Here is an 18,334-nt window from a genome sequence, read left to right as displayed (position 1 = left end):
CCAAATACGAACGAGAGCCCGAATGATCTCGTCAAAGCCGCCGATCTGGCACTATTCCGTGCGAAGTCGGAGGGCCGAGATCGGGTCGTGGTTGATGGTGCATGAGAAGGCCGTCGCCCGTTGCAACTCGGTCAGCCTTTCCGAACCTAAAAAGACCTGGATGTCGGCACGAAGCCGACGAATGGCATACGCCCGTCCGTCCGCGACGATCACCTGAGGCATCGCCCCGGCCCCAGGCGCACGAGCAGATATGTCGCAGGCAACCTCGTGTGTTATACACGCACGCTGACTTTTTGGGTCGGACACGAGATCGATGGACCAGGAAACGCTTCTTGCCGCAGTCCTCTTAGCTGATGTCGTGGGCAGCACGCCACTCTATGAGCGGATCGGAGACGATGCCGCTCTACAGCAGGTCTCGGATTGCCTGGACACGATGCGCGAGATCGTCGCCAAACACGGTGGTGATTTCATTTACTCGAAGGGCGATGACATACTCAGCCTCTTCGAGAGCCCGGAAATGGCGCTGACGGCCGTCTGCCAAATCAGCCACCAACTGACTAAAGGTCCGTTAAGCGCCCGTATCGGATTGCATTTCGGGGCGGTCATTCGCGCGCGGGGCGCGATATTCGGTGACGTTGTCAATGTCACCGCAAGGTTGTCCACCACGGCGAACCCCGGAGAGGTGCTGATCAGCCAGAGCTTCTGCGAAGCCCTTTCCCCGAGAAGCCGCAAGGGCCTGCGGCTCCTCGACAAAATGGCCTTGAAGGGGAAGCAAGAGTTCTTCGATGTCTATACCCTGTGGAGCGACGATGGGGGCCCCGGTACGCAGATCACCAGCCATGGCGCCACTACAGATAGACGCTCGGTCCTGCCGCGGCAGATTCATCTGGTCATCCGCTACAGAGATCAGCTGCGATCCTGTCGAAACGGCGAATCCGTGACAGTCGGCAGATCGGCGGAATGCGATATCATCGTCGAGCGGCCCTGGGTATCGAGGCGCCACGCCGCCTTCACCATATTGAATGGCAGAGCTCGGCTTCTCGAACGAAGCTCTTCGGGCACATTTGTGTCCATGGGACTGGGCCATGAAGTATTCGTACGCCGTGAAGATATTATCCTCTTCGGCTGCGGCGTCATCTCGCCTGGAGTGAAGTCGGCACTCGACGAAGCCCAGCTTCTTCACTACGAAATTGTCTCGGATTGACCCGGCCCGGCTACTAGCTCGACCGGTTTCGAGGTGGTTCGCTGCGCCCTCAATGTCGCGCCGTACTCTTTGACAGCCATTGGGATCGACCGTTCACAAATGTGCCAAGGCCAATCCAGGAACGTCTGACTTCCGTTTCCCTCGTTGAGTTCGACGGAGCCGCGGCCGGTGCATCTCCCTCGCAGGATGCGGAGTTCTACCTGCTCCTAGGCCACATTCTGCAGGTGGTGGATGGCTTCGGCAGCAAGCTGGCCCGCTCGATCGATGACGCGCTAGGTCTTGCCGCGAAAAGGCCGGTGCGTGGGAATTGTGCTGGACTGTCGGCCAGACAATGAGCTGGCGACGGGAGCGACCGGCTGAAGCGGGATGCCCGGACCAATTCCCCCTGCCCTGTGTCGCCTTGATATCCCCAGGTGCTGAAGGTCAGCACAGGCTGTTGCAGCCCGGGGTCGACGAACGCTTCATCAGACCATTTGCGCCGCAATAGCTCCTCGACCACCTGCGAAGGCTCGCGATTGGGCTACCGTCACGAAATTGGCGCAGAAGCGCAGACCACTGACATATCGCGGCGTCGAGATGGAGCTCGATACCACCGTCTTTGCAGCACCGGGGAAAATTCCTCTTGGGCCGATCGAGTTCAAGTTGCTGCGCCACATGGCTCGAGAATCCTGAAAGGTGATCAGCCGTGATGAATTCATCGCAGCTGGCTGGTCGCAGAAAGCCAGTGTGAGCGCCCAGGTGGTCGACGTTCACATGAGCCAGTCGCGAAAGTTGTTGAAGCAGTCGTCGCAGAGTTGCCATTCGCACCCTGCGGCTTGCCGGCTATTCTCTCGAAGACACTGCGGGCTGACGATCTCGGCGATTGGGTTCAGAAAGGTCGCTGCGTGAGGCCGCAAGGGGACCGACCCAATGGGAAAGGTCTTGGCAGCTAGGGGACTTAACGCCACCGACATTGCAGCCGGGCGCTGCTCTAATCGAGAGAAAGTCTGGGCGTATAGAACAAGCGACATGAGCGTGTCGGATTGTTTGCATTCAAACGACCTTTGCGACGTTATCCGTGCCTTCGCCTTGCTGGTGCCGGAGTAAATCATGACGTCGCCCGACAATTCGGTCGAACTCGTTCGCGACAAGAAGTGGACGGTCCGCATCACCGCCTACGGCAGCACCCTGACGTTTCCGTTCGAAGCAGAAAGCTATGCACGTTCTTATGCCGATGGTCAGGCATTCCGTCTCGGCGTTCAGGTGGCGGAACTGAAGCGATGCGGCTGACACTTTGTCGACGCGTTGGCGGATAGCCTGCATCGCGATCGGAACGAATAGGTCGCTGATTGCAGCCTCGCGATTTTTCCATCAAATCCCGCCTGCAATATTGACAGCAACTCGGCAAAATCCCTCGCCGACTAGTGTTGTCATATGAGCTGGAGCTTTCCTCGCCGCCGGTGGTAGGCGGGATACGCTGCCGGGACAGCCCTCTTTTCGCATAGACGCGAACCTTGTGCTTTTCCGTCTCAAGGCTGATTGGCGGCTGGATGCGCGCGCCGTCTTTCATATTCTGCCATCAGCCCGCGCGGAGCGTGGAATCAACGGCGGGGAAGCGGATGATGTTTCCTGTTTGCGCTCGCGTAGCGCAAGAAACGCTGCGAAGAGCATGATAGCCATGCCGATGATGTCGATCAGGCTAACCTCCTCGCCGTAGGTGATGATGCCAAGCACGACGGCAATGACGGGTGAGACGAAGGCAAATGCTCCGGCGCGCGAGGCGCCGATTTCGTGCAGGAGCCGGATAAAGAGTGTGTAGCCTATGAACGAACCAAACAGCACGAGGAACAGCCACCCGACCCAGGCCGACCAGCCCCAATCGCCTTTTAGAGCCGCGGCCGCGCCTGGCTCCACAACGAGTGAGATGAGAATTAGGAATGCGCCCCCGAAAAGGGTGGTGAAGCCGGCGATGAAGTCCGATGAATATACCTCAAGAAGCGGCCGCGCGAGCACCGAACCCCATGCATAGATTACAGCTGCCGACGCCACCGCTGTCATCGCAAGCAGCCGGAGCCCCCTGCCCTGCTGGTCTGCGTGTGTCCAACTAGCATAGGCCTCGGGCCCGAACAGGATGCACAGACCGGCCGCACCGAGTAAAATCGCAAAGAGCCTGCGGCCGTCATAGCGTTCGTCCCCCAGAAGCAACGCAAATCCAAGCAGCGTGACAGGGGTCAGCGAAAGCTCAAGAACAGCCGCGGTGCCCGTATCGACATAGAGCATGCCCCAAAAGAGTGGGCCATAGCAAAGCGGAATCATGAACAACGTAACAACGAAAAGACGCGGCCAACTCCTTTTCGCCACCCGTGGTAGAGCAGCGCCCCTTAGGCGAGTCGCGCTGAGGATCAGCAAGCCGGCTACTGTAAAACGCGTGCCTGCGAACATCAGAGGCGGCACGGTGGCGATCCCTGCCTTGATACCGATCCACGTGGTGCCCCAGATCACACATAAAACCAGAAATGTCGCTGTGTTGCGGTTCATCGGAAGCAGCCTTCGCTGGGCGTTGTTGGTTCGTCGTAACGGCCAAAAGACGTTTATTTCGTTACAACGGCCTCTTGCCAATACGGTTCCGCCAACCGATGTTTCCGGGATGGATGGTGCGAAGACTATCGTCGACATGCGCATGGTTGGCGGTCACCCCTGCTTGGACTTCGTCAACACGGTCGACGCGCGACGCGATGTGTGGGGGCCAGACCTCTTGCAGACCTATGCCGACCTGGTCGTCTGGGCTGGACGTGCCGATTTGATCGACGTCGATGAGGCGCGAGCACTGCTCGCGGAGGCTCCCGCCCGCCCGCTCCTTGCGGAGGCGGCATTGGAAAAGGCCAAGATTTTGCGCGAGGCCGTTTACGCGGCTCTCCAGGCCGAGGCGGCAGGCGCCCGGGTGCCGGACGATGCCTTGCAAATCGTGCGCGATGCAGTCGCCCTAGCCCTGCCGAAGCGCTCGCTTTTCCCGTCCGGCGACCGCCTCGCTTGGCAGTGGACCGACGCAGCCAGTCTGAACACGATCGGCCACCGCGTGGCCTTTGAGACAGCCGAGTTTTTGGTGTCCAGGAATGACCGCCGCCGCGTGCGCGAGTGCACCGGGCCGAACTGCGGTTGGCTTTTCATCGACACCTCGCGTGGCGGGCGCAGACGGTGGTGCTCGGATGAGAGCTGCGGCACACGCAGCCGGGTAAGGCGCTTCAGGGCAAAAGCCGCAGGGAACATGGCTCCCGACAGCAAGAATTAGTATCTGACGCCAGGCTTGGATGACCAACGCAGCATAGTTGGCTTCACGCTATCCCTGTCGCTGTTTGTCCAACGAAGCTGGTCTCGCGAGCGACTGTGGCCAAGAGTGTGGAGAACACAGCCGGCGCGGCAAGCCATCATCGCGTTCCAGAGCGGGTTGCTTCGGGGCCGCCTACCTCGCCACGCTTCGATCGGTCGATCTGCTCAAACTTGACAGGAACTCCGGTAGCGTTACGGCGTTTTTCTCAGTCCGAAACAAACAAGGATAGGTGCCATGGACTGGAACCGTGTCGAAGGCAATTGGAAGCAGGTAAAGGGCAAGGTCAAGGAACAGTGGGGCAAACTCACAGACGATGATCTGGACCGTATTGCCGGTAACCGCGATCAGTTGGAAGGCAAGATTCAGGAGCGCTACGGCATTGAGAAGGACCGCGCTCGGCGCGACATCGATGACTGGTATGGCCGGCAAGGCTGGTAGGTCGCCGGTTCCAAACTGAACTTGAAAAAGGGCTCCGAGAGGTACGGCGCCCTTTTTTGCCGCGTCTCTTGTCGCCTTTTCGTGAGTCTCACGACAAGGGCGCTCACCGAGAGACGTGGAACCGCGAAAGGTGCCCGTCGTTATCTGGTTCTCGAAATTACATTGGGGGATTAGTTGGACAGAGACGACGCCTCGGCGATCACAACTGGAGTTAGCGGCCTCGACTACATTCTTCGTGGCGGCTACGCCAGGAACCGCTCCCATCTCATCGAAGGGAAACCAGGTTCTGGAAAAACCACTCTTGGCCTCCAGTTTTTGATCCAGGGCGCCAAGAATGGCGAGACATGCCTTTACATCACTTTGTCAGAAAGCCAGCGCGAACTGCTCTCGGTTGCTGGCCGTCACGGCTGGGATCTGAAGGGGGTGCAAATTATTGAACTTGTGCCGCCGGAGCTCAGTTTCGATCCTGCGCAGCTACAGACATTGATCCATTCCTCGGAATTGGAACTCGGCGAAACCGTGCAGTCTGCCATGGCCGAGATCGGACGCGTCAGACCCGATCGCGTGGTGTTCGATTCGCTCTCTGAAATTCGACTTTTATCGCAAGGGTCACTGCGGTATCGGCGCCAGGTGTTGGCATTGAAGAGCTTCTTCATGCTCAACAATGTGACGGTGCTTATGCTCGACGACCTGACCGCTGAGCAGGATGACCTCAATTTGCATTCGATCAGTCACGGCGTCATTCGGATGGAGCAGCTGTCGCCCGTCTATGGTGGAGAGCGTCGGCGGCTACGCGTGATCAAAATGCGCGGCGTGCAGATCCGGGGCGGCTTTCACGATTTCGTCATTCGCCCAGGCGGCGTTATCGCCTATCCGCGGCTCGTTGCAGCCGAGCATGAGGTGGCCGAGCATGATACGCCAGCCATGAGCAACAACCGGATCGACACCCTGCTTGGCGGCGGGCTGGCCCGTGGTACCAGCACGATGCTGATGGGGCCGTCTGGCGTTGGCAAGTCTACCATTGCCTGCACCTATTGCTATGCCGCACTCGAGCGTGGCGAGCGTGTGCTGGTGCTGTTGTTTGACGAGACAAAGCGCATCTTCTTGGCGCGCGCCGCCGGGCTCGGCATGGACCTGGAGCCGTTTGCCGAGGACGGCACGCTGATGCTTGAATCTGTCAATCCGGCTGAGCTTTCACCAGGCGAATTGTCTTCGCGCATCCAAGCGGCCGTCGAAGAATCCAATGTGCGGATCGTCGTGATCGACAGCCTAACTGGCTATCTCAATGCCATGTCCGAAGAACAACATCTGGTGCTTCAGATGCACGAGATCCTCACCTATCTCAATCAGAAGGCAGTGGCGACGATCCTGCTGTTGGCCAATCACGGGCTGTTTGGGCAAACGGCAGCGCCGGTCGACATGACCTATCTCTGCGATTCCATCATGCTTCTGCGCTTCTTCGAGAACGCAGGTCAGTTGAGACGCGCGATTTCCGTTGTCAAGAAACGTGTCGGCCCCCACGAAGAGACGATTCGTGAGTTTAAAATCGGCGGTAACGGCGTGGCCGTAGGTGAGCCACTGGAACAATTCCGCGGCATCCTGATGGGATCTCCGGAATTTGAAGGCAAGCCGACAGACCTTCTGAGGGATAAGGCGCTGTGATGTCGTCCAGCCCCGCCGTTCTCGTGCTGGCGCCGCTTGGCCGTGACGCGAGGATCGCGGCCTCCATCCTGGCTACAAACCAGATTGCCTCGCGTGTGTGCGGCAGCTTGGAAGAGGCAGTGCCGCTTCTCGACGAGGCTCAGTGCCTTGTCGTGGCCGAGGAGGCCCTGCTCAGTTCCGATCGAACGCAGTTTGCGGCCTGGCTTGAAGCCCAACCCGCATGGTCGGATTTTCCGATCGTGCTTCTGACGATGCGGGGGAACGAAGTCGACACGCGGATGGCATTTCTGGACCGCTATCTGATCGTGCTTGAACGGCCATTTCTGGCTTCGAGCCTCGCCAACTCGGTGCGCTCCGCCTTGCGTGCCCGCGCCCGCCAGCGTGAGGTCCAGTCCTACATCGAACAGAAGCGGGAGGTCGCCGATCGGCAGAAATTGCTCATCCGCGAGCTGCATCACCGCGTCAAGAACACGCTGGCCAACGTTCGCGCCATGATGGGCGCGACGGCCAAGTCGAGCGGCAACGTCGATGATTTCGTACGCGATTTTTCAGCCAGGCTCGTTTCCCTGGCCCAGACCCATTCGATGCTTACCGACGACTATTGGCAGACTGCCTCCCTGCACAAGCTGCTCGAAAGCGAGCTTGACCACTATGAGACGCGCGACAGGCCGCGTATCGTTCTGGAAGGCCCGAACGTAGCGCTAGTCGCCGACATTGCGGTCCCTGTCGGGATGGCTTTCCACGAACTGGCCTCCAATTCGTCGAAGTTTGGCGCGCTTTCGCAAACGGGAGGCCGCCTTGATGTCCGCTGGTCGTTAGGCGGGTCCGGCGATACACAGATCGTCAATCTTGACTGGCGGGAACGAGATGGGCCGAAAGTCGAGCAGCCCAGTCGCCGGGGGTTTGGCACGACACTTCTGGAAAAAGTCGTGACCGTGCAATGCAACGCCAAGATCGAATTGAACTACCATCGTGACGGCTTGCAGTTCACCATGGCCTTGCCGTTGCGAAACACGCGCCTTGTGCCGGCTTACTGAGCGGCAACGGAAAGGCTGGCTGGGCGCCGCGATAGGGATTAACTGAGCGTCACTCGGCAGGCTGGTCTAGCGCTTTAGCCAAAACATCAGTTCCGAAAAAGACCGCCTCTATATCTCCCATATGCCTCTGCAACATTGCGAGAGCTCCGGCGTGGTCTATGCGGCCGACCTTGGTGATGAAGTCGAACTCGTGCCGCGGCGCTGTGACCCGGGTCATGCGTCCTAGACGAAACCTTGGGCTCCCGGAGCGCAGTTTTGTCGCCTTCGTGGTCACCCCCCGCCATTTTGCTCACGATCTCGTTGATAGCCCGGATGCGCATCTGAATCATCTGCGACCCGTCTGGGTTCCGACTGGCGTCGTAAAAAACCAAGAGGCCCGCAGACAGGCTCGATCGACGGTCAGCTATCCCGAACAGCAAACGAAATCACCCTTGCCTTTGGCCAACCAACTTTCGCCAGATCACCTTCGCAATGGCTGCGGCCCCAGTACGGTCGGACAGCCCGCGCCTCTGGCGGCCGAAGTGAGGCGCCGGGAACATACAACGTCGGTCGTTGTTTCTCTGATCGGGAGGAAAGATGATGGCAGACGATAAGAGCAAGCGTGATTTTCGAGATCGCAACCGTGGATCAGTCGATGAAGATTATGAGGTTGGCTATTTCGCCAAACAGCATCGTATCACGCCAGAACGCGCGAGCTAATCAGAGAACACGGCAACGACCGGAAGAGGCTCGGACGCGAGGCAAGGAAACTCGCTGATACCGGCTGATGGTCGCGACGCATCACGCGGCTTTTCGACGAGCGGGTCTGAAAGGCTGCGCGAGCGTGAAAACGTCTGCCCGGATGCCCGCCTCGACTTGCTTCCATGTGACCGGGTGGGCAATTGGGAAGCCGGGCCGCGCTCGCGGGGAAAAAGCGCCTATTGCGGTATTGCCCTGTCCGTTGCGGAGATAGTCGAGAAAGATCCGGCCTCCTCGGGCTGCGGGGTCAGCTGACAACAGGTATCGGTCAGGATCGGTATCAACCAGACGGTGGGCGAGCGACTTGGCCAGTTTCCGGGCGCTGTCATGGGTCATCTTCGCAACGAGCGGGGCCATCAAGTGGATGCCTTTGCCGCCAGTGACCTTTGGCCAGCTCTCCAAGCCTGCCGCTTCCAAGATGCCCCGTAGCGCCAGCGTGGCCTCGATCACATCGTCCCATGGAACGCCTTCTCCGGGATCGAGGTCGAGGACGAGCCGGTCCGCATGTTCGATGTCATCAATCGTCGCGTTCCACGGATGAAGCTCAACGGCATCCATCTCGACCAAGCCAAGCAGACCATCCATGTCATCTATCCATACCCGAATGCCTTCGCCGCCTTCGCGCTTTTGAACCCGGAGCTGATGTACGGACGCCGGTATCCGAGGTAGCGGTCCCTTGTGATAGAAGGTTGCGCCGGAGGCGTGGCGGACCAGCTTCAGCGGTCGCCGAACCAGATCAACTAGAGCTTGATCAGCGACCCGCCGCCAATAGTCTGCCAGCTCTTCCTTGGAAGGTGCAACCGCATCGGGTAGCAGCTGGAGAATGTTCTCGCGCGGGACGCCGTGTTGGCCTTCCGACCTCCGCTTGGAGGGCGACGGAGGCTTGGGCGGGATTGCCTGAAGGTCCTCGCGGAGTCCCTTGAAGACCGCCTCACGCAAGATGCCCCGGTCCGACACGCCACTGAATTGCACCTCGGCAAGAACGTCTGGTTCGACCCATGTCGCCTTGGGCTTCTTGATCGGCTCCGACAGCGGTGACTTGGCGGTTACAAGCGGATCAAGCCGCTCCCTAACGCGCCGGGCTGCGTCCAGCGTATAGCCGGTCTGGGCCTTCCCGGCATAAAGCAGCCGGTCGCCCTCTCGCCTGCCGATGTACAACGATGCGATGCGGCGCGGCTGCGCGCCAAGTTTCTCGACGAAAGCCACGATTGGAAAAGTGTCGCTCTTGACACATTTGACCTTGACCCAACTGGTCTGGACGCCCGAGCGGTAGTGAGCATCCGCTCGCTTGGATACGATTCCCTCTATGCCCATCCGGCAGGCATGGTCGAACATATCATTGCCGTTCACCTCCAGATGCTCGGCATAAGTCAGGGTTGGCTCGGTTTCGGTCAGCAGCTTCTTCAGCGCAGCCTTGCGCTTCACTAACGGTTGTTCCCGTAGATCACGGCCATCGAGGTACAGGAGGTCGAAAGCGTAGAGAGTCATCCGCAGCGAACTTGGGTTGCCCAGCTCACGTTCCAGGGCTTGATAGTCCGGCAGGCCGGTGTCGCCCAGGACGACAGCTTCACCATCGATGATAGCGGATTTGACCGGCAGGCTTGCCGCGGCCTGAACAATCCTCTTGTAACGGTGGGACCAATCGTGGCCGCGTCGTGTGAATGCTCGCGCCTTTCCGCCTTCAACGACCAGCTGCGTCCTGTAGCCGTCATATTTGATCTCGTGAAGCCAATCTCCGCCTTCGGGAGCTTTCTCGACCAGTGTGGGCGATTGGAACTCGATGAACGAAAGCCGGTCAATGGCACTGGTCATATGCTCGCGACTCCAGGAATCGCGACTCAAGCCCCAGCGCCCCTGTCGGTTCCGAGCCTTTTAGAAGAATTGCATCGCGACGATTGCTTATCCGCCTCACTTGTTGATGTGACGGCGCAGCAGTCTGATGTTGCGATTGTTCGCCTTAAAATAGACGTCGAAGATCGAGCCGAGAATTGGGACACTTCCTACGAGCGTATCCAGCAGCACGTTGCCTAGCATGCGGGCGACCAACCCATTTCCGGCACCGACGTTTCGAGCTCGCAAGACGATGTAGGCCGAGATAATGCCCGTCGCCGCATCTCCGATTACGGGAACCAGACCTACGAGCGCATCCAGTCCAAAACGAATTGATGTGCCTGGAATGCGCCAGCGGGAATCGAGTAGCGCGGCCAATAGATCCAACTCGGCAAGTACGTTTGCTGTATGACCACCGTGACCGCCCTGCCCGATCATGCCAACTCGCGCGCCAGTACGATTTAGTATCTCTCCCTGATGGATAGCCGTCACCTTAGATATCGCTTTGACCGCCTGAATTCGCTTGCGTCCTGTGCGATGGCACGTCGTCGAGCAAGGTCGTCTCACCGGAGCTTTTCGGCGCCTCAACGGGCAATTCACCAGTAGGCGTCATCTTGCTGACGGCCTCAGGCAAATCTCGCGTGATCCGGCTTATGAGTTCCTCGCGCGAAAGGCCGGTCTGCATCGAGAGGGAAGTCAGGGTTTCTTCGTCTATGGCTGCTTCCACCTCGCTTGGCTGGATCGGCTCGTTCGGCCCGGTGCCTACCCACGAATCGACCTTCGATCCGGCGCCTGCCCCTCTGAACCGGTCGAGAATATCGCCAAGCGCGGTCCCCGAAACGCCTTTTGAAAGCTGATCCAGAATCCCGCCTTGCGGATCATTTGGGTTGCGATCACCCGCTCCACGGATCATGTCGCCGATCTTGTCGCGATTTTGGTATGCCAAGACGCCGAGCATCGCGATCGCCAATTTTCCCAGGTTAGCCATTGGTACCTCCACTGTTCAATGGACAAGGGCTCAACATCACAAAAGTTCCGACCGGCGACGATCTAATTGAATAAGGCCTGGCGTATCGACACAGACGTGAGCGGTGCTGCCTAACCGGCTTGTTTCCGTTTGCGGTGCGGCTTCGGCCTCGCAGACGCTGATCGTGCAAAGCTCGTTGCCTGCCTGATCGCGCATGCGCACTAACCATCCGGTCATATCGTCATCGCCCGATTACGCAACGAATCGCTTCGGCGCGAGCGGCCTCAAAACTTGGCGTCTCGGCAGGCGGAACCTGGCGAGCCTGGTCGGCGTCGCGATAGTAGAACGTATAAGCGAGATGGATCCCGCGCGCTGCCTTAGAGTATGGAACTACCACCCTCATCTTTGACGGGGGTTTGGCCAAACAGCGAACGTCGGCTAGGCCTAAGACGATCGATCGAGGTCGACTCGCGCGACGGCGTAGGCGCCAAGCGAGATGCTTTGATCATCCAGCGGTCTTGCGGAACTTTCCATGAAGTCGGGATCGGTTGCCGCCCGCTCGAACTGCTCGGCGCCGAGAAGAGCAATGCGGGCGCTGCTCGGCGAATCCGAAAGCCTCACAGATTGCGTCTTGGCGGTAAGGTTAGCGACCCACAGGGTCACGCGGCGATCTTTTTCAGCCGCGATCGTCACGACGCCGTCACAGCCGGAAGTTCCTACGGACAGCAAGGTGGCTCCGCCGAGCTTTGAGAGACCAGCCAAGACATGGAAAGCGGGATAGACCGTTGGGCCATCCTGCTGGTCATACCATGGCTGCACGAAATCAGCCTTCCTATGGATTTGGCCAAAGGGGCCGGCGAAGTCACCGAACGCGACGGCATCGATTCCTTCGCGAGCGCAGGCCGCGAAATATCCGACAGTCCAAGCCGCATTGAACAGCCCGCGCTGACGAGGATCAATGCGCGATAGACAGACGCGAGCGTTCGCTTCATTCGGCGTAGTGGATTTTCCGTATGGGTTCTCACGGCAGCCGAGCTGGATGGGACCGATACGCAGTGGCAAGCGTTCCCCCATGAAAGCATGCGCGGAGCGGATTAGATGGGGGATTGCCTGAAGTGTCTCCATCACCGAGACATCATCTGCGGCGTGCACGCTGGGACAGGTGGTGAAGGTCACGTAGTCGAGCGCTTCGGCTGGCGGACGCTTGCGGTTGAGTTCGGTGAAGTAAGCGGCCATGCCGCCGCCCAGCGCGATGCCCGGGAAAGCCCGGCGAGCGGCGGAGTAGCTTTCGTGGAAGCTGGGCATAGTCGGCCACGGTGCTCCCGGCTGTACGGATGTCATGTCCTGCGCCGGAAAGACGGAGACAGCTTCTAGTTTGAGGCCGAGTGAGTGGACAGCATCCGCGACCGGCGCCAATTCGCCGAATGGATCGCGCGTGCCCTTGGTGATAATCTCGAGGACCACTCCAGCGCCGGTCAGCCGTGCGAGCGCGGCGTAGCTTTCTAGTTCGTCCTGGCCGTGTGCGATCCGGAGATCGACCTGGCAGACCATCCACTGGGGAGCCATTCGTCGTAGGAGCTCGGGGGTTTCGAGCGCGTGCTTTGCCTCGTCGGCGGCGACGCCGACGCCAGTGCGGGGCACTCGGCCGACCGGTCCGCCGATCGTCAGGTTGATGAGTGGATTGCGATTTTCAGACGTCCCGGCAGGGAGCGTTCCTGACACGTGAAGCCGGACGGCCTGCGTGAATTTCTGGCCCCTGGGCAGTCTGTAAGGCCACGGGCGACGCAGAGGGCGGACATATGTTTTATACGAGGCGTCAGACCAATTGCGTTGGTCCTCCATCTCAAAGGCATCACCCTCCATGGTGCATGTCGCCCAGATCCCAGGCGCGATCTCGTGCGACAACGCCCGGATGTCGGTGAACGGACATTTTGGATCGATGTGGTCCGGCAAGAACGATAGCTCGTCGTGACCATCCTCATGCAGCACCTTTATCGGCTTGCCGGCTAAGCCCTCGATCGGATGAAGGACGACGAAGCCGGTCCGATTCGTCAAAAGGTCGGTCTCGGGCTCTGCCTCCGCCACAAACGACAGCGCACCATCGCCACGGCCTGAGACGCGCGCCCGGTAAAACAGGCGGCCGGATGTTGCAGCACATGTTGCACGGTATTCAATGGCGAACGCATCCGGCCTCTCGTCGATCCGCAGATCATCGAGAACGGTGGTACATGTTCCCCAGTTTTCGTCCCGTACAAGAAACGAGATTCCGCGCAAGACCTCGATCGTCCCAACGTGGATGTAACGCAACGCCCCATTGTCGAACGCGACCGACAAGGATCCGGCGCGCAGCGTGCGCAGCGGTGCCTCGAGCTCTTCGGTGCCACACAAGCGGACTGCCAGGGAAGCTGCCGAGGTCAAATTGCGCGCTCCGTCGTGGCGTCGAAGATCGAGGCCCGGTTCATGTTGATGTCGATCGCAAGCTTCTCGCCCGGACGGCTGACATCGTGCGCCTGCAGCTCAGCCATCACCGGCGCGCCGGCCAGTCGGAATGTCGCGTAACTGCGCGAGCCGGTCGGCTGCAGCAGGTCGATCGTTGCCTCATAGCGAAACGTGCCCTGCTCCGGCGTTGCAGTGTGCGCACGAGTGAGGTGTTCTGGCCTCAACCCGAGCAGCACCTGCTGTCCGTCCGCGACGCCCTTCAGCCCCCTGCCGCGCGCTAAAGGCAGCAGTGCATCCGCGAGCCGGATGGCAGCGGCGCCTGCGTCCAAGGCAAGGGTACCTGGCAGGAAGCTCATCCGCGGCGAACCCAGGAACCCAGCGACGAACGTTGAGGCCGGGTGCTCGAACAACTCGAGTGGCGCGCCCTGCTGCTCTATCAACCCGTCGCGCATCAGCACGATGCGGTCAGCCAACGTCATCGCTTCGATCTGGTCATGGGTGACGTAGATCATCGTTGTCGCAATGTCCTGGTGAAGGCGTTTGATTTCGCCGCGCATTTCGTCGCGAAGCTGTGCGTCGAGGTTGGACAGCGGCTCGTCGAACAAAAAGATGCGCGGGTTGCGGACTATGGCGCGGCCGATGGCGACGCGCTGGCGCTGGCCGCCGGATAATTGGCGCGGAAAACGCCCCAGCAAGGGAGTGATGCCAAGCATGCGTGCCGCCTCGGCCACGCGCACCTCGACCTCTGGCTTCGGCATCTTGCGAGCCTTGAGGCCGAAGCCAATGTTCTTGGCCACGCTCATATGCGGATAGAGCGCATAATCTTGAAACACCATTGCCACGTCGCGATCGCGCGGCCGGAAATCATTGACCACCTCGCCGCCGATCTCGATCGTGCCTTCCGATATCTCCTCCAGGCCGGCGATGGTCCGGAGCAGCGTGGACTTGCCGCAGCCGGACGGTCCAACCAGAACGGTGAACTGGCCGTCGCGAATGTCCAGGTCGATGCCGCGCACGGCATGGAACGCGCCGTAGCGCTTGTGCAAGCCGGTAATTTTGACTTCGGCCATGCGGGAGCTTTCCTAACCGCGAACGGCGCCGAGCGTCAGCCCGCGCACCAGATGACGTTGAGCAAGGACCCCAAGGGCGATCGATGGCACAAGGGAGACGATGGCAAGGGCCGCGGCTTCGCCATATTGCGCGCCCTGGAAGCCGATGAAGGCGCGGAAGACCGTTGGCAGTGTAAAGGCAGTTCGGCTGGTCAAGATCAGAGCGAAGAAGAACTCCGTCCAGCATGCAATGAAGGCGAAGACAGCCGCCGCGACGATGCCCGGTGCTGCGAGCGGCACGGCAACGCGCCAGAACGCCTCCCATCTCGTGCAGCCATCGACGAGGGCCGCCTCCTCCATCGACTTCGGCATGCCGCGGAAATAGGCGAACATCATCCACACCGAGACCGGCAGCGTGAAGACCGTATAGGCGATGATCAGGCCGACATGAGTGTCGTAGAGCCCGACCTGGCGATAGATCAGGAACACCGGCAGCACGATCCCGATCGGCGGCAAAAAGCGCTGCGACAGCACCCAGAAAGACAGATGCTTGCCGCCGGTGTCGTAGCGCGCCAGGCTATAGGCCATCAGCGTGCCGAGCAGCGCCGAAAGCACCGTGGCCGAAAGCGAAATAATCAGGCTGTTGATGAGCCCGTCGAGACCACGATAGGCGAACAGCGCAGCTTTGTAGTGGACAAGCGTCGGAGCGGCGGGGAACCAGACAGGAGGTACGGTGAGGTAGTCGTCGCTGGGCTTGATGGAGGTGTTGAACATCCAGTAGAGCGGCCAGAGCACGAACACCAGGAAGAACCCCAGCAGCAGAATTCGGCCGATCGGCAACGACCGGCGTTTCCTGCGGCGGGCGGGCGCGACGGCGGCCATCAGACCGGTTCCACCTTCAAGAGCCGACGCACCAGCAACGTCACGATGAGCGCCGTAAAGATCAGGAACAGCCAACTTCCTGCTGTTGCCTGCGACAGATGAAACTGCGTGAAGCCTATGGTATAAAGATAATAGGAGGCCGTGTAGGTTTGTGTTCCTGGGCCACCCCCTGTCATGATGAAAATGGTATCGAACATACGGATTGCGTCGAGCAGACGGAAGGTCAGCGCCAGCAGCATCATCGACCCGAGATGCGGGAGCGTGATCGCCCAAAAAACCTGCCAGGCGTTGACGCCGTCGAGTTCTGCCGCCTCATAGAGATTGGGTGGGATTGCGGTCAGCCCGGCGAGCAGGATGACGAACATGAACGGCGTCCACTGCCAGACATCGGCGATGATCAGCGAGACGTAGAGCCACGGGCGCTCCGTCATCCAGCCGATCGTAACCTCCTGCCCCAATAGTTGCGTCAGGACATAGTTGGTCGGTCCAAAAGGCCGCTGTAAGAGCAGCGTCCAGGCTTGGCCAACGATGACCGGGCTGATGAACAGCGGCACGATCAGGATCGACATGATCACACCGCGGCCCGGAAAGCTGCGCACCATTGTCAGCGCCACCAGGAGGCCGAGAACGAACTCTATAGCGACGCTGATGCCCGACAGCGATGCTGTCAGCAACAGCGACCAACGTGCTACGGGATCGAACACGACCCGCTCGAAGTTCTTCAATCCGACAAAGGCGTGGCCCGGCACCTGGAAGTCGTAGTTGATGAAGGATACCACCAGCGAGAACAGAAGCGGATAAATCGACAGTGCCAATATCAGCAGCACAGCGGGGGCGACCAGCAGCCACTTGAAATGACGGTCAGCCCATTGGGCAAAGGCAGACAGCCGGGGCGGTGCGCCGGCGGCCTTCAAATGGCGGATCGTGGCTGTGGGCTGCATAGGCGTATCCAATCGCCGCTTAGCGGGGAGGTGTTGCGAGCCAAGCGCCCGCAACACCAATTGCTCCAGAGAGTCCGCCTCCCTTCAGAGGGTGACCGCCATGCCAAGTTTTTCCACCGTGTTGTCGGCGGTGGCGCCAGGCAGTTTCAAGAACTCGGTGTAGAAGCCCTTCTGCGAATCCACACCCAGTCGGTCGGTCGTCTCGTTCCACTCGGCGGCCGCCGTTTCAAGCGACGCCTTCGGATCCGCACCAGCCCACACCGCCGTGCACATGCGATCGATGCTCAAGAAGTAGTCCTGCGCGCCTGGCATGATCGGGTCGAGCAGACCGACGTTTGCCGAGTTGTTGAGGTTGGCAAGGTACTCCTTGGCACTCGGGAAGAGCGCGCCGTAGAGCTCGGACTTGAAGTGCGAGATGCGGTACGGGTCGCGTAGCGCGTAGGGCAGCATGCAACGTGCCAGCGAGACGGGTGGCGAGCATACCCACTGCATGAACAGATACGCCGCCTCAGGGTTGGGCGAGTCGGCCGACAGTGCCTTGTTGTAGCCGGTGGCATGTTCCGGATTTCCCGGAACCACGGCATAGCCGACCTTGCCGGCGATCTGGGACTGCGGAATGAAGTTGATTGCCGTGGCCGACTGCGAATAGTTCGCCGCCATACGGCCGCTAGGAGGCCAGGAATAGATCATCGCGACTTTGCCGGTCAGGAAAGCCGCCCACAAGGAGACGGCGTCGAGCTCGTTGTTGCCGGGGATCGAGGCCTTGTTTGCGGCGAGCATGTTTGTCAGCGTCTTGACGCCGGCATCCGAAACCAAACCTGCCTTCATGTCGTCGCCGAAGAGTTTTCCGCCGTTGGCCCGGTACTGCTGCAGAAAGTCGAACTGATTGCCGGGGCTGCCCGCCTTGCGGAAATGTCCCGCGCCATAGACCTTTGGCGCCATCTGGTCGGTGATGAACTGGGCGATCTGGGCATATTCTTCCCATGTCTTGGGCGGTCCAAGCTTGGTGTTGAACTTCGCCTGGTAAGCCTCCATCATTTTCGGATCCTCGAAAATGTCCTTGCGGTAGTAGAGAGCGAACATGTCGCCGTCGTCGAAGAACCCCCAGATCTTGCCCTTGTAGGTCGGCAGCGCCTTGTACAGGGGATGATAGTCCTCGAGGTCTGCCGGGTTCATGTATTTGGCGATGTAGTCGTCTAGCGGGGCGATGACGCCGCCATCGGCAAGCGACGGCGTCCAGGCCGGCGAGATGTCGAGGACGTCATAGGCACCCGAGCCGGCGATGTGCTCGGCGACCGCCTTGGAGTACTGGTCCGGGTTCGACAGCTCGACGACATTCGACTTCATCCCGGTAAGCTGCTCCCACATCGGCCCGCTGAAATTGCGCGGGTCGAGTGCCTGCAGGCCAGCCTCGTAGGTCATGTTGAGGGTGACGCCCGAATGCGCCTTGGCCGCCTCCGCCGCGCGAAAGGCGGAACCGTCCGCAGGCCCTTCCTTCGATGCTTTCAGGGCTGCGGCCTGCGCCTGGCCGAGCGGCGACGTGCCGTCCGCCAATTCCAATGTTTGCTGCGCCAGCGCCCAATCGGTCATCATCCCCAGCAGCGGGCCGGACACGGCCAACATGCCGGTCATCTGACCGAAGCGGGTGATGAAAGTTCGGCGGGTGGTTTCGCCGCGCATGAAGGCGTCGACCTCTGCTTCGAGACCTGCCTGAAAGTCACGTTTTTCACGATCGTTCATAGTGCTTGGTCCTCCCATTTTCCTTTTGCTTCACTCGTCCGCCGGCGCAGCGGTCAAGCATTTCCTCCCGTAAGGTCGCCGCAAACAGGCCGCGGCGGCG

The 18,334-nt window shown here is 60.1% G+C and carries 15 protein-coding genes; 6 read left to right on the top strand and 9 right to left on the bottom strand.

The window, feature by feature from the left end:
• The first annotated feature begins 313 nt into the window (after nt 1-313).
• Both NKJ64_RS16590 and NKJ64_RS16585 read left to right on the top strand, forming a co-directional pair.
• Nucleotides 314-1,204 carry an adenylate/guanylate cyclase domain-containing protein gene (locus NKJ64_RS16590; protein WP_023669471.1) on the top strand — a complete coding sequence of 297 codons (891 nt, stop codon included), beginning with the start codon at nt 314-316 and terminating at the stop codon, nt 1,202-1,204.
• A gap of 1,089 nt (nt 1,205-2,293) precedes the next feature.
• A complete protein-coding gene (locus NKJ64_RS16585; RefSeq protein ID WP_023669469.1) occupies nt 2,294-2,473 on the top strand; it encodes a hypothetical protein in 180 nt (59 codons plus the stop codon).
• 276 nt (nt 2,474-2,749) lie between these two features.
• Here the strand turns inward: NKJ64_RS16585 and NKJ64_RS16580 are convergent, their stop codons facing one another.
• Nucleotides 2,750-3,721 (bottom strand): DMT family transporter, encoded by a 972-nt coding sequence (locus tag NKJ64_RS16580; protein WP_352462968.1) that lies wholly within the window; start codon nt 3,719-3,721, stop codon nt 2,750-2,752.
• Between NKJ64_RS16580 and NKJ64_RS16575 the strand changes: the two genes are divergently transcribed.
• The 4 genes from NKJ64_RS16575 to NKJ64_RS16560 all read left to right on the top strand — a co-directional run bounded on the left by NKJ64_RS16575 (nt 3,708) and on the right by NKJ64_RS16560 (nt 7,648).
• Nucleotides 3,708-4,472, top strand: coding sequence for a CGNR zinc finger domain-containing protein (locus NKJ64_RS16575; RefSeq protein ID WP_155929636.1), 765 nt, complete (start codon nt 3,708-3,710; stop codon nt 4,470-4,472). The genes NKJ64_RS16580 and NKJ64_RS16575 overlap by 14 nt on opposite strands.
• Before the next feature lie 273 nt (nt 4,473-4,745).
• Entirely contained in the window at nt 4,746-4,949 is a 204-nt protein-coding gene (locus NKJ64_RS16570) for a CsbD family protein (protein ID WP_023669466.1), read from the top strand.
• 174 nt (nt 4,950-5,123) lie between these two features.
• Nucleotides 5,124-6,611 (top strand): ATPase domain-containing protein, encoded by a 1,488-nt coding sequence (locus NKJ64_RS16565; RefSeq protein WP_352462967.1) that lies wholly within the window; start codon nt 5,124-5,126, stop codon nt 6,609-6,611.
• Nucleotides 6,611-7,648: a sensor histidine kinase gene (locus tag NKJ64_RS16560; RefSeq protein WP_031199112.1), complete on the top strand. Its 1,038-nt coding sequence runs from the start codon at nt 6,611-6,613 to the stop codon at nt 7,646-7,648. The genes NKJ64_RS16565 and NKJ64_RS16560 overlap by 1 nt, the downstream gene beginning before the upstream one ends.
• A 780-nt stretch (nt 7,649-8,428) precedes the next feature.
• On the opposite strand, the gene ligD is transcribed toward NKJ64_RS16560, so the two are convergent.
• The 8 genes from ligD to NKJ64_RS16515 all read right to left on the bottom strand — a co-directional run bounded on the left by ligD (nt 8,429) and on the right by NKJ64_RS16515 (nt 18,234).
• Nucleotides 8,429-10,198 (bottom strand): DNA ligase D, encoded by a 1,770-nt coding sequence (gene ligD / locus NKJ64_RS16550; protein WP_023807877.1) that lies wholly within the window; start codon nt 10,196-10,198, stop codon nt 8,429-8,431.
• 96 nt (nt 10,199-10,294) lie between these two features.
• On the bottom strand, nt 10,295-10,654 hold the full coding sequence (locus NKJ64_RS16545; protein ID WP_081725532.1) for a DUF4112 domain-containing protein: 360 nt from the start codon (nt 10,652-10,654) through the stop codon (nt 10,295-10,297).
• A 55-nt stretch (nt 10,655-10,709) separates the two neighbouring features.
• Entirely contained in the window at nt 10,710-11,204 is a 495-nt protein-coding gene (locus NKJ64_RS16540) for a YidB family protein (RefSeq protein ID WP_023669459.1), read from the bottom strand.
• A gap of 423 nt (nt 11,205-11,627) precedes the next feature.
• Complete coding sequence (locus tag NKJ64_RS16535) at nt 11,628-13,601, bottom strand: D-apionate lactonase family protein (protein ID WP_023807876.1); 1,974 nt, start codon at nt 13,599-13,601, stop codon at nt 11,628-11,630.
• Nucleotides 13,598-14,692 carry an ABC transporter ATP-binding protein gene (locus NKJ64_RS16530; RefSeq protein ID WP_023669457.1) on the bottom strand — a complete coding sequence of 365 codons (1,095 nt, stop codon included), beginning with the start codon at nt 14,690-14,692 and terminating at the stop codon, nt 13,598-13,600. Before NKJ64_RS16530 ends, NKJ64_RS16535 begins: the two co-directional genes overlap by 4 nt.
• A gap of 12 nt (nt 14,693-14,704) precedes the next feature.
• The gene (locus NKJ64_RS16525) at nt 14,705-15,553 is read right to left on the bottom strand and encodes a carbohydrate ABC transporter permease (RefSeq protein ID WP_023827582.1); all 849 of its coding nucleotides are present in this window, start codon (nt 15,551-15,553) and stop codon (nt 14,705-14,707) included.
• The gene (locus NKJ64_RS16520) at nt 15,553-16,551 is read right to left on the bottom strand and encodes a carbohydrate ABC transporter permease (RefSeq protein ID WP_245260549.1); all 999 of its coding nucleotides are present in this window, start codon (nt 16,549-16,551) and stop codon (nt 15,553-15,555) included. The genes NKJ64_RS16525 and NKJ64_RS16520 overlap by 1 nt, the downstream gene beginning before the upstream one ends.
• Before the next feature lie 27 nt (nt 16,552-16,578).
• Nucleotides 16,579-18,234 carry an extracellular solute-binding protein gene (locus NKJ64_RS16515; RefSeq protein ID WP_023689443.1) on the bottom strand — a complete coding sequence of 552 codons (1,656 nt, stop codon included), beginning with the start codon at nt 18,232-18,234 and terminating at the stop codon, nt 16,579-16,581.
• Between the last annotated feature and the right edge of the window lie 100 nt (nt 18,235-18,334).

The sequence above is a fragment of the Mesorhizobium sp. M0062 genome (assembly GCF_040323125.1).
Classification (GTDB): domain Bacteria; phylum Pseudomonadota; class Alphaproteobacteria; order Rhizobiales; family Rhizobiaceae; genus Mesorhizobium.
The sequence above is the reverse complement of the archived record's forward strand: the minus strand, read 5'-3'. Positions and strand labels throughout refer to the sequence as shown.